This window comes from Amycolatopsis cihanbeyliensis (assembly GCF_006715045.1).
GTDB classification, from domain to species: domain Bacteria; phylum Actinomycetota; class Actinomycetes; order Mycobacteriales; family Pseudonocardiaceae; genus Amycolatopsis; species Amycolatopsis cihanbeyliensis.
In genome coordinates, this window is the sequence record NZ_VFML01000001.1 from 5954539 (window position 1) to 5969307 (window position 14769).

Here is a 14769-nt window from a genome sequence, read left to right on the forward strand (position 1 = left end):
CTCCTCGGCGCGGAAAGTGAAATTGCGGTTCAAGCCGAAGCTCAACGGCATACCGGTGCTCGTGGAGACGCCCCGGCTCCGAGGCCGGTCCGGACCGAGGCCACCGTATAGAGCGGCCTGTTCTGTACCTGTGCGTAGGTTCGCCCGATGTAGCTACCGAGTACCCCGATCATGATGAGCTGGATACCGCCGAGGAAGAATGTGGCGACCATGATGAACGCCCAGCCGGGTACGGCCGTCTCCGGGGCGAACAGCTTGACGCCCAGCACGTAGAGGATGCCCGCGAAGCTCAGCAGAGAAATGGTGTAACCGATCCGACTGATCAGCCGTAACGGCGCCACCGAGAAACCGAGAATGCCGTCGGCTGCGAAGCGGAGCATCTTGCGCAATGGGTAGCCGCTGCTGCCAGCCTGACGTTTTTCCCTGTCGAAGGGAACCGGGATCTGTCGGAAACCGATGTAGCTCACCAGCCCGCGCAGGAAACGATCGCGTTCCCGGTACTTCCGCAGCTCGTCGACCACCTTCCGGTCGAGCAACCGGAAATCCCCCGTGTTCTTCGGGATATCGATGGCCGCCAGCTTGCCCAGCAGCCAGTAGAAACCGGCCGCGGTCGCCTTCTTGAACGCCGAGTCCTGCCGGGACCTGCGCTGGGCGTACACCACGTGGTACCCCTGTTCCCACTTCGCCAGCAGGTCGAGCGCGACCCGCGGCGGGTCCTGCAGGTCGCTGTCCATGACGACGGCGGCATCGGCGTCGACCAGATCCAGGCCGGCGGTGACCGCCAGCTGGTGCCCGAAGTTGCGGGAGAGCTCGACCACGGTGACTCGGTCGTCGGAGTCGGCGAGCGCGTTCAACCGGGCGAGCGACTCGTCCTTGCTGCCGTCATCCACGTAGATGAACCGGAAGTGGTACCGATCCGAGACGGCCGAGGTGACTTCGTCCACCGTCCGGTGCAGCCGGTCGATGTTGCCCGCCTCGTCGAAGATCGGAAGGACGAACGCGACGGTACGTCTACCGGTGTCGTCCCGTTGCCCAGCCACCAGTCCACCCCTCGAAACATGGGTTGATTGTCGTCCCTCAGTGCTGATCGACAGAGATCACACAGCGTTACAGTTTCCCCGATGTCGGTGAGCATCGTAGCGTTTGCGCTAACTCGAACGGGTGACGACCCTGATGGGATCGGCCGGCTGAGCTACCTGACCGGGTAGAAGCGTGGCGGACTGGCCATCGACCTGCCGGACACGTGAAGATGGCCAGGTGAAGCGACAGCCGTTGCGCCTGGCGATCCTCGAGGCGGCCAGGATCCTGACCGACGCCGGGGTGGCCTCCCCCCGCGCCGATGCCGAGTTGATCGCCGCGCACGTACTCGGCGTGGAACGCGGGCGGCTGCCACTGGTACCCCTGGTCGACGCGGCCGTGGTGGACGCCATCGGGCAGCTGGTGACGCAGCGGGCCAAGCGCATCCCGCTGCAGCACCTGATCGGGTGGGCCGCGCTCGGCGGCATCACCGTGGACGTCGGGCCCGGCGTGTTCGTGCCGCGCCCGGAGACCGAGCTGCTCCTGGAGTGGGGCCTCGGTGTGCTGAAGGGGCGCGAGTATCCGGTGGTGGTCGACCTCTGCACCGGATCGGGGGCACTGGCCCTGGCCGTCGCGCGGGCGCGGCCGGATGCCGTGGTCTACGCGGTGGACATCGACCGGAACGCGCTGGCCTGGGCCCGGCACAACGCGGAGGCCAGGGCGGCCGCGGGGGACACCCCGATCCGGCTGTACTCCGGGGACGTCGCCGACGGCACGATGTTCGCCGAGCTGGACGGACTGGTGGACCTGGTGCTGTGCAACCCGCCCTATGTCCCGGAGGGCACCCACGTGCCGCCGGAGGTCGCCGAGTACGACCCTCCGCCCGCGGTGTTCGCCCCGGAGAGCGGGCTGGCCGTCATCCGGCACGTGGTCGCCGCCTCGGCCCGGCTGTTGCGACCCGGCGGCGGGCTGGCGATCGAGCACGACGACACCCATGCGCAGGCGGTACCGGCGCTGCTGCGCGCCCGGAGAGTACTCACCGAGGTGGCCGGCCACGCCGATCTTGCCGGGCGCCCACGGTTCGCGACGGCCCGCCGAGGCTGACCGCGTCGCGCTCGTTACGCTCAGCTCCTATGAGTCGCGAGGGCGACGCCGAGCGAGCATCGCAGGTCCGGCCTGCGGGCCGAGGAACGCAGCGAGAAGGAGCCGAGCTGTGAGCGCCGTGTACGACTGTAACGATCGGGAGAGCAGGACCGAGGGCCTTGCGGCCGCGGCGGGTGCCGTGCGCTCCAGCCGGCTCGTGGTGCTGCCGACCGACACCGTGTACGGCATCGGCGCCGACGCGTTCGACGCCGGCGCGGTGCAGTCCTTGCTGCGGGCCAAGAACCGGGGTCCGGACATGCCGGTCGGCGTGCTGGTCGGTTCGTGGTCCACAGTGGACGGACTTACGCTCGGTGTCCCCCTGCAGGCACGCGCGTTGATCGAGGCGTTCTGGCCGGGCGACCTCTCCATCGTGCTGCCGCACGCGCCGAGCCTGAACTGGAACCTCGGCACCACGCGGGGCACCGTGATGGTGCGCATGCCGCTGCATCCGGTCGCGCTGGAACTGCTGCGCGAGGTCGGGCCGATGGCGGTCTCCAGCGCCAACGTCTCCGGAAGGCCGCCGGCGAGCACCGCGGAGCAGGCCAGGGACCAGCTCGGCGAGTCGGTCGCGGTGTACCTGGACGGTGGCCCCAGCGGGGACCCGGTGCCCTCCACCATCGTCGACCTGACCGGCGACGCGCCGCTGCTGCTGCGCGAGGGCGCGGTCAGCGAGGCGGAGGTGTCCGAGGTGCTCGGCATGCCGGTGAACGGCGAGGAGTAACCCGAGATTGCGAGCGTCGTGACTCCGACCGTCAGCGCAGGGCTCCCGATCCGGGAGTACATCCTGGTCGCCCTGATCTCGGCCGCGGTGACCTTCCTGCTCACCGGGTTGATCCGCCGGTTCGCCATCAAGGCGGGCGCCATCGCCACCCCGCGGGCCCGCGATGTGCACGTCATCCCGATCCCCCGGATGGGCGGGTTGGCGATGTACCTCGGCGTACTCGGCGGGATGGCGCTGGCCCACCAGCTACCCGCACTGCGCCGCGCCTTCGAGTATTCCTTCGACCCCGTCGGGGTGCTGCTGGGCGGGGGCGTGATCGTGCTGATCGGCGCGCTCGACGACCGCTTCGAGTTGGACGCGTGGACCAAGCTCGCCGGTCAGGTCATGTGCGCCGGGATTCTGGTGATCTTCGGGGTGCAGTGGAACACCTTCTGGGTGCCGTGGGGCGGCGACGAGGAGGTGCTCGGCTCGGTCCTGCAACTGGACAACAACCAGGGCGGCCTGCTCGCCGTGCTGCTCGTGGTCGTGATGGTCAACGCGATGAACTTCGTGGACGGGCTGGACGGCCTCGCGGGCGGGCTCGGCTTCATCGCCGCCGCCGCGACCTGCGCCTTCTCGCTCGGGCTGCTCGCCACCTCCGGGGGCGACGTCAGCAGCTACCCGCCCGCGCTGATCGCGGCCACCCTCGCCGGGGCCTGCCTGGGCTTCCTTCCGCACAACTTCCAGCCGGCCAAGATCTTCATGGGCGACTCCGGTTCGATGATGATCGGGTTGATGTTGGCCGCGGCCAGCACCTCGGCCTCCGGCAAGATCAACTACCTCACCTTCAGCCCCTCCGACACGCTGGCACTGATGTCCCCGCTGCTGGTCGTGGCCGCGGTGCTGTTCCTGCCGCTGCTGGACCTGATGCTGGCGGTGATCCGCCGGACCCGCAGGGGGGAGAGCCCGTTCGCCGCGGACAAGATGCACCTGCACCACCGGCTGCTGGAGATCGGCCACTCCCAGCGGCGCGCGGTACTGCTGATCTACCTGTGGGCGGGCCTGCTGGCCTTCGGCGCGGTCTCGGTGACCCTCTTCGACAGCACCATCATGTTCTGGCTGGTGGCGGCGGGCCTCCTGCTGGCCGCCCTCGTCTCGGCCATCCCTAGACTGAAGTCGAGGAACCAACAGGGAGTGCCGTAGTGACCGAGAACGCGCAGACCGAGACCAACCCGCATGCCGCGAGCGTGCTCAAGCTGGCCAGTGCCATGCTGCGGTACGCGCTGTGGCCTTCGGTGGCGACCGCCGCGGCGGCCGTGCTGGTCAGCACCCTGCTGACCGGGACGGACGGGTTGTTCAGCTCGCTGATCGGGGTCGGTGTGGCGCTCGTCTCATCCCTGGCGACGCTGGCCCTCATGCGCAAGACCGCCGCGATGAACCCGATGATGGTGATGGCCGTGGCGATGGGCGGGCTGGTCGGCAAGTTGCTGGTGCTGCTGGGCATCGCGGCCGCGCTGGGTTCGCTGAGCTGGCTGCACCGGGAGGCTCTCGCGCTGTCGATGCTCGCCGTCGTGCTGGTCTGGGCGGGTGCGGAGGCGATGGCGTTCCGCAAGACCAAGATCCCGACGATCATCCCGGACAACCGCTAAGGAGTACGCCCGTACGGTGCCCGCGCCGGGGGCTGGTATGGTCCGCCACGAGGAAGCGGCTGCCCTCCGTCTCGGGGTGCTTTCCGGCAAAACCACCTGCGCCGACCTGGTGAGCTACCCCGTATCCACCCGCGCCAGGGTGGAGCCCCGAGAGCCTACGCAGAGTTGGCATCCGCTTCCCGGTGCCCGATCCCGATCGGGTACGTTAAGTCCAGATCGTGACGATTCCCCCGGCGGAGTGAACGCCGGCCGGGAGAACCGGAAGGAGCCCAGTTGGGCGCGCTGGTACTAGCCGAAGGTGGCGAGTTCGTCCCTCCGGGTGTTGAGACCCTTTTCCCGCCTGCGATCGCGCTCGGCGTCACCAAGCCGATGGTGCTGCTGGTCCTGGCGTTGGTGATCGTGTCCGCGTTCTTCATGCTTGGTTCGCGCAACCTCAAGCTCGTGCCCGGGAAGGTCCAGTTCGCGGCCGAGTCGCTGTACGACCTCGCCCGGAACAACATCGCGCGCGACCAGATCGGCTCGAAGGACTTTCGCCCGTTCGTCCCACTGATCCTGGCGTTGTTCAGCTTCATTCTGGTGAACAATCTGTTCGGGATCATCCCGCTCGTGCAGTTCCCGACGTTCGCGCACTTCGGCTTCCCACTCGCGCTCTCGCTGCTGGTCGTTTACCCGGTTTATCACTACGTGGGCTTCCGGCGGCACGGTTTCGGCGGCTACCTGAAGCACCAGTTGATGCCGCCCGGCGCGCCCGGGTTCGTTATGCCACTGCTGATCGTGCTCGAATTCGTCCAGAAATTCGTCTTCAACCCGATCACGCTGGCCATCCGGGTTTTCGCGGCGATGTTCGCAGGCCATCTGCTGCTGGCGCTGTTCGCGGTGGCAGGGGAGTACCTGGTGGTGGAGGCGGGCGTGGCACTCAAACCGGTCGGTGTGGTGTCGTTCCTGTTCGGCTTGGTGCTGTTTTTCGTGGAAGCCCTGATCCAGGTGGTGCAGGCCTACGTGTTCGCCGTGCTCTCCGCAGGCTACATCGGTATGGCGCTGGCCGAGGACCACTGACCCAACAAACAAAGCCCCGATCCGTGCCACGCACGGACCGAGTGAAAGGGAAACGCAAGTGAGCAACATTGTTCTCGCGCAGGACGCTGTGAACCTCAACCAGGGTCTGGCCGCGATCGGCTACGGCCTGGCCGCGATCGGCCCCGGTATCGGTGTGGGTCTGGTGTGGGCCGCCGTCATCAACGGCACCGCGCGGCAGCCGGAGGCCCAGGGCAAGCTGATGGGTATCGGCTGGACCACCTTCGCGCTGAGCGAGGTGCTCGCCCTGCTCGGCTTCATCGTGTACTTCATCGCTTCTGCCTGAGCCGACCGCACGGCCCCTAGGGAGTCATGGTGCTGAATACACAGATGGTGTTGGCCGCCGAGGAAATCAACCCGGTCATTCCACACGTCTCCGAGATCATTCTCGGGCTGGTCGGATTCCTTATCCTGCTGTGGCTGCTCAAGAAGTACGCGGTACCGCGCTTCGAGAAGCTCTACGAGGAGCGCACGGCGAAGATCGAGGGCGGGATCGAGAAGGCCGAGAAGGCACAGGCCGACGCCGAGCGAGCGCTGGAGCAGTACAAGGCGCAGCTGGCCGAGGCCCGGACCGAGGCCGCCAAGATCCGGGACGACGCCCGGGTGGAGGCCGAGCAGATCAAGGAAGAGCTGCGGTCCGAAGCGCAGGAAGAGGCCAGGCGGATCGTCTCGCAGGGCGAGGCGCAGCTGCAGGCGCAGAAGGCGCAGATCATGGCCGAGCTGCGGGCCGAGCTCGGGCGCAACTCGGTCGAGCTGGCCAGCCGGATCATCGGTGAGTCCCTCGAGGACGAGGCCAGGCGCCGGGGCACGATCGACCGGTTCCTCAGCGAGCTCGAGACCAGTGGCAACGGTGCGGCCGGGGCAAGGACGTAGAAGATGACGCTGCATGCTGCTAGCCGGGAGGCACTGGCCGCCGCCGAGAACCGCCTGGAGGAGGTGCTGGCCGACGCCGGCGCGGATCCCTCCGCCCTCGGCGAGGAGCTGCTGTCCGTGGTCGGCCTGCTGACCAGGGAGATCGGGCTGCGCAGGGCCGTCGGCGACGGTTCATCCGAACCCACGGCCCGCACGCGGCTGGTCCGGTCCGTGCTCGAGGGCAAGGTCTCCGAGCCGACCCTGACGGTGCTGGACGCCGCGGTCGGTGCCCGGTGGTCCAGCCCGCGCGAGCTGGTCGACGGGGTGGAGTCCCTCGGCCGCTCCGCGCTGCTCACCAGTGCCGAACGAGCGGGCAGCCTGGCCACGGTGGAGGACCAGCTCTTCCGTGTTGCCCGTATCGTGGCGAGTGAGCCAGAACTGGACAGGGCGCTGGCCGACCGCACGGCACCCGCCGAAGCTCGCCGCGGGCTGGTGCGGAACCTGTTCGACGGCAAGGTGGATCAGGTCGCTGTGATCATGGTCGAGCAGCTGGTGTCCCGGCTGCGTGGCCACGGTATCGGGCGCGGGCTCGACCACCTGGTGCGGCTGGCCGCGCAGCGCCGGGAGCGGTCGGTGGCACATGTGACGGCCGCGAGCGAGTTGTCCGAGGAGCAGCAGGACCGGTTGGCCGAGCGGCTGCGGCAGATCTACGGCCGGCCGATGGCCCTGCACGTCGAACGCGACCCGAGCGTCGGCGGTGGTCTGCTGATCAGGGTCGGTGACGAGGTCATCGACGGTACGTCGGCGGGCCGCATCGCGGCGCTGCGCCGTCAGCTCGCCGGCTGAGGGCACACACTTTCAGACACTGGCAGAAGAGAAGCGAGAGCGGGAACGACAATGGCGGAGCTGACGATCTCCTCGGATGAGATCGCCAACGCGATCGAGAACTACGTCTCGAGTTACTCCCCGGACGTGAGCCGGGAAGAGGTCGGCACGGTCATCGACACGGGTGACGGTGTCGCCCACGTCGAGGGGCTGCCCTCGACGATGGCCAACGAGTTGCTGGAGTTCCCCGGCGGCGTCCTCGGCGTGGCACTGAACCTGGAGCCGCGCCAGATCGGTGTCGTCATCCTCGGTGACTACGAGACGATCGAGGAAGGCCAGGAGGTCAAGCGCACCGGCCGGATCCTCTCGGTCCCGGTCGGCGAGAACTTCCTCGGCCGGACCATCAACCCGCTGGGCCAGCCGCTGGACGGCCTCGGCGACATCGAGTCCTCCGGCAACCGCGCGCTCGAGTTGCAGGCCGCCTCGGTGGTGCAGCGCCAGCCGGTGAGCGAGCCGCTGCAGACCGGAATCACGGCGATCGACGCGATGACCCCGATCGGCCGTGGCCAGCGTCAGCTGATCATCGGTGACCGCAAGACCGGGAAGACCACGGTCTGCGTGGACACGATCATCAACCAGAAGCGCAACTGGGAGTCCGGCGACCCGAGCCAGCAGGTGCGGTGCATCTACGTCGCGATCGGTCAGAAGGGCACCACGATCGCCGGGGTGCGCAAGACCCTGGAGGACGCGGGCGCGCTGGAGTACACCACCATCGTGGCAGCCCCGGCTTCCGACTCCGCGGGCTTCAAGTGGCTGGCCCCGTTCTCCGGTGCCGCGCTCGGCCAGCAGTGGATGTACGAGGGCAAGCACGTCCTGATCGTCTTCGACGACCTCACCAAGCAGGCCGAGGCCTACCGCGCGCTCTCGCTGCTGCTGCGCCGCCCGCCGGGCCGCGAGGCGTTCCCCGGCGACGTCTTCTACTTGCACTCCCGCCTGCTGGAGCGTTGCGCCAAGCTGAACGACGAGCTGGGTGCCGGTTCGATGACCGGGTTGCCGATCATCGAGACCAAGGCCAACGACATCTCGGCCTACATCCCGACCAACGTGATCTCGATCACCGACGGGCAGTGCTTCTTCCAGTCCGACCTGTTCAACTCCGGCCAGCGGCCCGCGGTGGACGTCACCACCTCGGTCTCCCGGGTCGGTGGTGACGCGCAGATCAAGGCGATGAAGACCGTCGCCGGTTCACTGCGGATCGACCTCTCCCAGTACCAGGAGCTGCAGGCCTTCGCCGCCTTCGCCTCCGACCTGGACCCGACATCGAAGGCGCAGCTCGACCGCGGTGGCCGGCTGTACGAGATGCTCAAGCAGCCGCAGAACTCGCCGATCGCGGTGGAGAACCAGGTCATCTCGGTGTGGCTCGGCACCAACGGGCACTTCGACGACGTGCCGACCGAGGACGTCGCCCGGTTCAACAACGAGCTGATGGACAACCTGCGGCACCGGCACGACGACCTGCTGACCGAGATCCGCGAGAAGCGGAAGTGGACCGAGGAGATCGCCGAGCGGGTCGCCGCGGCCACCAACGAGTTCAAGAAGGGCTTCACCACCTCCGAGGGCAAGCCGCTGGTGAACGAGGCCGATGCCGATGCCATGGACGCCGACAAGGTCGGGCAGGAGACCGTGAAGGTCAACAAGCCCGCGCCGAAGAAGTGACCGGATAAGCCATGGCCCAACTTCGCGAACTCCGGCAGAAGGTCAAGTCGACCAAGGCGATCGGCAAGATCACCAAAGCCCAGGAGCTGATCGCCACCTCGCGCATCGGCAAGGCGCAGGCGCGGGTGGAGGCTGCCCGGCCCTACGCGGACGAGATCACCAAGGTGCTCTCCGCGCTGGCCACCGCGGCGTCCACGCTGGACGATCCGTTGCTGACCGCGCGGGAGAACCCGACCAGGGCCGCCGTGCTGGTGGTCACCAGCGACGGCGGCCAGTGCGGTGGGTACAACACCAACGTGCACCGGACCACCGAGGAGCTGCTGTCCTTGCTGCGGGAGCAGGGCAAGGAGCCGGTGCTCTACGTGGCAGGCAGCAAGGGGCTCGGGTACTACCGGTTCCGCGGGCGTGAGATCCAGCAGTACTGGACGGGTTTCTCCCAGCGACCGCACTACACCGACGCCGCGGAGATGGGCTCCGCCCTGGTGCGGGCCTTCCTCGCCGGTGCGGACGACGAGGGCGGCGGCCCGGGTGCGGACGGCGTGCTCGGCGTGGACGAGCTGCACATCGTCTACACCGAGTTCCGGTCCATGCTCACCCAGACCCCGGTGGCCAAGCGGATCGCCCCGCTGGAGATCGAGTACGCGGAGGACTCAGCCGAGGCCGCGGACGCTGCGGGCCTCGCTTCCTCCTACGAGTTCGAGCCGAACGCGGAGAAGCTGCTCGGCGAGCTGCTGCCGAAGTACATCAACACGCGGATCTTCTCGGCGCTGCTGGAAGCGGCGGCCTCCGAGCTGGCCGCGCGGCGGACCGCCATGAAGGCGGCCTCGGACAATGCAGGAGAGCTGGTGGAGACCTACACGCGGCTGGCGAACCAGGCGCGCCAGGCCCAGATCACCCAGGAGATCAGCGAAATCGTCGGCGGTGCTAACGCGCTTGCCGCTGTAGGAAGTGATGACTGAGCGATGACTGCCACTGAAACCGCCCCAACCGCGCTCAAGGGCCGGATCGTCTCGGTGACCGGCCCGGTCGTCGACGTCGAGTTCCCCCGGGGCGCGGTACCGAACCAGTTCAATGCGCTGAAGGTCGAGATCGGGTTCGAGGAGCTGCGCAAGACGGTGACCCTGGAGGTCGCCCAGCACCTCGGCGACAACATGGTGCGGACCATTTCGCTGCAGCCGCAGGACGGCCTGGTGCGTGGCGCCGAGGTCACCGACACCGGTGGCCCGATCACCGTGCCGGTCGGCGACAAGGTCAAGGGGCACGTCTACAACGCGCTCGGCGACTGCCTCGACGAGCCGGGTTACGGCGCCGACCTGGAGCGGTGGGGGATCCACCGCAAGCCGCCTGCCTTCGACCAGCTCGAGGGCAAGACCCAGATGCTGGAGACCGGCCTGAAGGTCATCGACCTGCTCACCCCGTATGTGCAGGGTGGCAAGATCGGCCTGTTCGGTGGCGCCGGCGTCGGCAAGACGGTGCTGATCAAGGAGATGATCACCCGTGTGGCCAGGAACTTCGGTGGTACCTCGGTGTTCGCCGGGGTCGGGGAGCGCACCCGTGAGGGCACCGACCTGTTCCTCGAGATGAGCGAGGACGGGGTCATCAACGACACCGCGCTCGTCTTCGGCCAGATGGACGAGCCGCCCGGTACCCGTATGCGGGTCGCGCTGTCCGCGCTGACCATGGCGGAGTACTTCCGCGATGTGCAGAACCAGGACGTGCTGCTGTTCATCGACAACATCTTCCGGTTCACCCAGGCCGGCCAGGAGGTCTCCACCCTGCTCGGCCGGATGCCCTCGGCGGTGGGTTACCAGCCGACGCTGGCCGACGAGATGGGTACTCTGCAGGAGCGGATCACCTCGACCCGGGGCCGGTCGATCACCTCGATGCAGGCGATCTACGTGCCGGCGGACGACTACACCGACCCGGCGCCCGCGACCACCTTCGCGCACCTGGACGCGACCACGGAGCTGTCCCGGTCGGTGTTCCAGAAGGGCATCTTCCCCGCGGTCGACCCGCTGGCCTCCACCTCCACCATCCTGGACCCGGCGATCCTGGGCGAGGACCACTACCGGGTGGCCTCCGAGGTGATCCGGATCCTGCAGAAGTACAAGGAGCTGCAGGACATCATCGCCATCCTCGGGATGGACGAGTTGTCCGAGGAGGACAAGCTCACGGTGAACCGGGCTCGCCGGATCGAGCGGTTCCTCTCGCAGAACATGCTGGTCGCCGAGGCGTTCACGCAGATCCCCGGCTCGACGGTGCCGCTGGCGGAGACCATCGAGTCCTTCGACAAGATTACCAAGGGTGACTTCGACCACTACCCTGAGCAGGCTTTCCTCGGGATCGGTGGCCTGGAGGACCTGGAGAAGAAATACCACGAAATCACCAAGAAGTGAGTCACTTCCGAGCGGCGGGGCTGGTGTCCACAGTGGACTCCGGCTCCGTCGTTCGAATAGTGGAGCCCGGTACCTGCGGTTCAGCCGTTACACTGGGTGCAGGCACCCGATGTGAAGGAGAGCTACGTGGCTGAGATGTCCGTGGAGGTTGTCGCGGTCGAGCGTCGCCTCTGGTCGGGTAGGGCCACCTTCGTGGTGGCGCAGACCACCGAGGGTGAGATCGGCATCATGCCGAGCCACGAACCGGTGCTCGGCCAGCTGGTCGAGGGCGGGGTCGTACGGGTGACCACCACCGACGGTGAGACGGTGTCCGCCGCCGTACACGGCGGGTTCCTCTCGGTGACCGCGGACGGGGTGAGCATCCTGGCCGAGAGTGCGGAGCTGGCCGAGGAGATCGACATCGCCGCCGCGCGGGCCGCGTTGACCGTGGAGGACGAGGCCGAGCGCGCCAGAGCGAGCGGGCGCCTACGCGCCGCCGGACAGTCGGCCTGATCGAGCGACGAGCGGGAGCCGGCCGTGGGTATCACACTGATGGTCATCGGACTCCTGCTCGTGCTGCTCACGCTCACCGGCTGGTATCTGCTGCGGTGGGTCCGGATGCGCAAGGTCGGCGGGGTGAGTGTGGCGCTGCGCTGGCGACCGGACCGGGCCCGCTCCGGCTGGCATCTCGGGATCGGCCGGTATCGCGGTGAGGAGTTCGTCTGGCATCGGGTGTGGAGCCTGCGAACCGGGCCGGACCGGGTGTTCCACCGGGACCACCTGGAGATCGCCGACCGCAGGGACCCGATCGGCACCGAGTCCTACGCCGTTCCCGCGGGCTCGACGGTCCTGCGCTGCGAGTCGGACCGGCAGGAGCCCATCGAGATCGCGATGGGCCCCGGTGCCCTGACCGGCTTCCTCTCCTGGCTCGAATCCGCCCCGCCCGGCCGCCGCGTCCCCCGCGCCAGCTGAAGCGCCCTGAACGTGGCTATGGGGACGTCAGATGTCTCAATAGTGCCGTTCGCGACGTCTGACGTCAGGAAAGCCACGTTCAGGGCCCGGCCCGCGGGTGGGTGGGTCAGCCGGCGCAGAAGTCGCGCCAGGCGGCCTTGCCCGCGTGGTCGCGCAGGCGGTAGTCGGAATGCCCGTGCGCGGTGAAGTCCAGGTCGAAGTACTGCACCCAGAGCGCGCCCCGGTCGGTGAGGTAGCCGCTGATCTCCCGTAGCCACTCGGCCCGGCCACGGCCGCCGTCCCCGGTCGCCAGCGCGCTACCGGTCTCCGCGACGGCGAACGGCTTGCCTGCCTGCCTGCTCACCGTGACCACATCGCCGAAGATCTGCTCGGCGGAGCGGTACTTCCTGGTGACCCCGGTGATCTGGTTGTAGGCGTCCCAGGCGAGTACCTCGATGTAGCGGTCGCCGGGGTAGAAGTCCCGCCAGTTCCGGCCCGAGTCCGGATCCACCGTCCAGTTCATCAGGATCAACGTCGGGTGCAGCCGGGGGTTGCCGGCCTCGGCGGCCAGCGCGTGCAGGTGCCGCCAGGCGGCCCGGTACTCCGAGGCGGTGAACTCACCCTTGTTCAGGACGTTGTCCTCCGGTTCGTGGAAGTAGCTCCAGTAGACGTCCACGTCCTGGGGTGCCCGCGCGAACCAGGTGCGGAAGTGCTCGTCATGCCTGCCCGCCGTCACGCTCGCCGGATCGGCCTTGAAGGAGACCGTGAGCGTCCGGTCGCCGGCGTCCAGCTTGCCCGGCCAGTGCCGCGGCAGGCCGGGGTAGAAGACCCGGACCGACTCGAGGCCGTAGTAGCCGTCGACCCGTTCGAAGGCCTCCTGGTACGTCTCGCCCGCGGATTCGATGGCGAAGGCGGCTCCGCACAGGGGCGTGGCGGGTGCCGCCGCGGCGGGTGCCGTGATGGTGCTCGCGAGGGCGGTGAGGGCCGCGACCGTGTACCCCAGCATATGTTGTTCTCCCTCAATCCTGATTGATAGTTCGTAAATGAATAACAGAGCCGGACGGCCGCGTCCAGGGCGTGTTTCGCGCCCGGTTCGGCGCCCTGCTCATCAGGTAGCTGCGCGTGGCAGGCATGATTGGCGCTCATGAGTGAGCACTTCGACGTGCATGGTGGCGCGCGGCTGGTCGGTGAGGTCGAGGTCGTCGGGGCCAAGAACAGCGTGCTCAAGCTGATGGCGGCGGCCCTGCTCGCCGAGGGCACCACGACCATCACCAACTGCCCGCAGATCCTGGACGTCCCGCTGATGGCCGACGTGCTGCGGAGCGTCGGTTGCGAGGTCGCCATCGCGGGGGACACGGTGACCATCACCACGCCGTCCGAGCTCTCGCACCACGCCGACTCCTCCGCGATGGGCAAGCTGCGGGCCTCGGTGTGCGTGCTGGGTCCCCTGGTGGGCAGGCTGAAGCGGGCCGTGGTGGCACTGCCTGGCGGGGACGCGATCGGGTCGCGACCGCTGGACATGCACCAGAACGGGCTGCGCAAGCTCGGGGCCACCAGCACGATCGAGCACGGCTGCGTGGTCGCCAAGGCGGACGGGCTGCACGGCGCGCAGATCTGGCTGGACTTCCCCAGCGTCGGTGCCACCGAGAACATCCTGATGGCGGCCGTGCTCGCCGAGGGGACCACGGTGATCGACAACGCCGCCCGCGAGCCGGAGATCTCCGATATCTGCACGATGCTCATCGAGATGGGCGCCAAGATCGAGGGCGCGGGCACGTCCACCCTGACCGTGCACGGCGTGGACCGGCTGAACCCGACCGAACACCAGGTGATCGGGGACCGGATCGTCGGCGCCACCTGGGCCTTCGCCGCGGCGATGACCAGGGGAGACCTGACCGTGCGCGGGGTCAACCCGCATCACCTCGACCTGGTGCTGGAGAAGCTGCGGCTCGCCGGCGCCGAGGTGGAGGCATTCGACGGCGAGGGCTTCCGGGTGGTGCAGGCCGACCGCCCGGTGTCGGTGGACTTCGTGACCCTGCCCTACCCCGGTTTCGCCACCGATCTGCAACCGTTCGCGGTCGCCCTCTCCGCGGTCTCCGACGGCACCTCGATGATCACCGAGAACGTATACGAGGCCCGGTTCCGGTTCATCGAGGAGATGGTCCGGCTCGGCGCGGACGCCCGCACGGACGGGCACCACGCGGTGGTCCGCGGGGTCGCGGCGCTGTCCAGCGCGCCGGTGTGGGCCTCGGACATCCGGGCCGGTGCCGGCCTGGTACTCGCCGGCCTGTGCGCGGACGGGATCACCGAGGTCTGGGACGTGTTCCACATCGACCGCGGCTACCCGTACTTCGTGGAGAACCTGAACCGCCTCGGGGCCCGGATCGACCGGGTGACCACCGAGCCGGAACGGTCCTGACTCCGTGGAACACGGCCACGACCCCGCTGGTTGATCGTGTTGGGCGCC

The 14769-nt window shown here is 68.3% G+C and carries 16 protein-coding genes; 14 read left to right on the top strand and 2 right to left on the bottom strand.

Annotation, left to right across the window (positions count from 1 at the left end):
* Positions 1-41: 41 nt before the first annotated feature.
* Positions 42-1040, bottom strand: coding sequence for a glycosyltransferase family 2 protein (locus tag FB471_RS27180; RefSeq protein ID WP_142001150.1), 999 nt, complete (start codon positions 1038-1040; stop codon positions 42-44).
* 217 nt (positions 1041-1257) lie between these two features.
* Here FB471_RS27180 and prmC point away from each other — a divergent pair, with 217 nt between their 5' ends.
* The 13 genes from prmC (at position 1258) to FB471_RS27245 (ending at position 12323) form a co-directional block, all read left to right on the top strand.
* On the top strand, positions 1258-2121 hold the full coding sequence (gene prmC, locus FB471_RS27185; RefSeq protein ID WP_142001151.1) for a peptide chain release factor N(5)-glutamine methyltransferase: 864 nt from the start codon (positions 1258-1260) through the stop codon (positions 2119-2121).
* Positions 2122-2230: 109 nt separating this feature from the next.
* Positions 2231-2881 (top strand): L-threonylcarbamoyladenylate synthase, encoded by a 651-nt coding sequence (locus tag FB471_RS27190; protein ID WP_142001152.1) that lies wholly within the window; start codon positions 2231-2233, stop codon positions 2879-2881.
* 18 nt (positions 2882-2899) lie between these two features.
* Positions 2900-4063, top strand: coding sequence for a glycosyltransferase family 4 protein (locus FB471_RS27195; RefSeq protein ID WP_142001153.1), 1164 nt, complete (start codon positions 2900-2902; stop codon positions 4061-4063).
* The gene (locus tag FB471_RS27200; RefSeq protein ID WP_142001154.1) at positions 4063-4509 is read left to right on the top strand and encodes a Cg1360 family ATP-synthase-associated protein; all 447 of its coding nucleotides are present in this window, start codon (positions 4063-4065) and stop codon (positions 4507-4509) included. Before FB471_RS27195 ends, FB471_RS27200 begins: the two co-directional genes overlap by 1 nt.
* A gap of 273 nt (positions 4510-4782) precedes the next feature.
* On the top strand, positions 4783-5565 hold the full coding sequence (atpB, locus tag FB471_RS27205; RefSeq protein WP_142001155.1) for a F0F1 ATP synthase subunit A: 783 nt from the start codon (positions 4783-4785) through the stop codon (positions 5563-5565).
* A 58-nt stretch (positions 5566-5623) separates the two neighbouring features.
* On the top strand, positions 5624-5869 hold the full coding sequence (locus FB471_RS27210) for an ATP synthase subunit c family protein (protein ID WP_142001156.1): 246 nt from the start codon (positions 5624-5626) through the stop codon (positions 5867-5869).
* Between the two features lie 44 nt (positions 5870-5913).
* Positions 5914-6456, top strand: a complete 543-nt coding sequence (locus tag FB471_RS27215) for a F0F1 ATP synthase subunit B (RefSeq protein ID WP_142002563.1) — start codon at positions 5914-5916, stop codon at positions 6454-6456.
* Positions 6457-6459: 3 nt separating this feature from the next.
* Positions 6460-7281, top strand: a complete 822-nt coding sequence (locus FB471_RS27220; protein ID WP_142001157.1) for a F0F1 ATP synthase subunit delta — start codon at positions 6460-6462, stop codon at positions 7279-7281.
* Between the two features lie 51 nt (positions 7282-7332).
* Positions 7333-8976, top strand: a complete 1644-nt coding sequence (atpA, locus tag FB471_RS27225) for a F0F1 ATP synthase subunit alpha (RefSeq protein WP_142001158.1) — start codon at positions 7333-7335, stop codon at positions 8974-8976.
* An 11-nt stretch (positions 8977-8987) separates the two neighbouring features.
* Positions 8988-9935, top strand: a complete 948-nt coding sequence (locus FB471_RS27230) for a F0F1 ATP synthase subunit gamma (RefSeq protein ID WP_142001159.1) — start codon at positions 8988-8990, stop codon at positions 9933-9935.
* A gap of 3 nt (positions 9936-9938) precedes the next feature.
* Positions 9939-11372 carry a F0F1 ATP synthase subunit beta gene (gene atpD / locus FB471_RS27235; RefSeq protein WP_142001160.1) on the top strand — a complete coding sequence of 478 codons (1434 nt, stop codon included), beginning with the start codon at positions 9939-9941 and terminating at the stop codon, positions 11370-11372.
* Between the two features lie 135 nt (positions 11373-11507).
* Entirely contained in the window at positions 11508-11864 is a 357-nt protein-coding gene (locus FB471_RS27240; protein WP_211358271.1) for a F0F1 ATP synthase subunit epsilon, read from the top strand.
* Between the two features lie 39 nt (positions 11865-11903).
* Entirely contained in the window at positions 11904-12323 is a 420-nt protein-coding gene (locus FB471_RS27245) for a DUF2550 domain-containing protein (RefSeq protein WP_425457114.1), read from the top strand.
* A gap of 106 nt (positions 12324-12429) precedes the next feature.
* Here FB471_RS27245 and FB471_RS27250 read toward each other — a convergent pair whose 3' ends face one another.
* Positions 12430-13308 (bottom strand): glycosyl hydrolase, encoded by an 879-nt coding sequence (locus tag FB471_RS27250; RefSeq protein WP_142001163.1) that lies wholly within the window; start codon positions 13306-13308, stop codon positions 12430-12432.
* A gap of 138 nt (positions 13309-13446) precedes the next feature.
* Here FB471_RS27250 and murA point away from each other — a divergent pair, with 138 nt between their 5' ends.
* Entirely contained in the window at positions 13447-14721 is a 1275-nt protein-coding gene (gene murA, locus FB471_RS27255) for a UDP-N-acetylglucosamine 1-carboxyvinyltransferase (protein ID WP_142001164.1), read from the top strand.
* Positions 14722-14769 lie beyond the last annotated feature (48 nt).

Excerpts from the sequence above, each read along its gene's own strand:
- FB471_RS27215 (WP_142002563.1), top strand. The coding sequence starts at position 5,914 with ATGGTGTTGGCCGCCGAGGAAATCAACCCGGTCATTCCACACGTCTCC.
- FB471_RS27220 (WP_142001157.1), top strand. The coding sequence starts at position 6,460 with ATGACGCTGCATGCTGCTAGCCGGGAGGCACTGGCCGCCGCCGAGAAC.
- atpA (WP_142001158.1), top strand. The coding sequence starts at position 7,333 with ATGGCGGAGCTGACGATCTCCTCGGATGAGATCGCCAACGCGATCGAG.
- FB471_RS27230 (WP_142001159.1), top strand. The coding sequence starts at position 8,988 with ATGGCCCAACTTCGCGAACTCCGGCAGAAGGTCAAGTCGACCAAGGCG.
- atpD (WP_142001160.1), top strand. The coding sequence starts at position 9,939 with ATGACTGCCACTGAAACCGCCCCAACCGCGCTCAAGGGCCGGATCGTC.
- FB471_RS27240 (WP_211358271.1), top strand. The coding sequence starts at position 11,508 with ATGTCCGTGGAGGTTGTCGCGGTCGAGCGTCGCCTCTGGTCGGGTAGG.
- FB471_RS27245 (WP_425457114.1), top strand. The coding sequence starts at position 11,904 with ATGGTCATCGGACTCCTGCTCGTGCTGCTCACGCTCACCGGCTGGTAT.
- FB471_RS27250 (WP_142001163.1), bottom strand. The coding sequence starts at position 13,308 with ATGCTGGGGTACACGGTCGCGGCCCTCACCGCCCTCGCGAGCACCATC.
- murA (WP_142001164.1), top strand. The coding sequence starts at position 13,447 with ATGAGTGAGCACTTCGACGTGCATGGTGGCGCGCGGCTGGTCGGTGAG.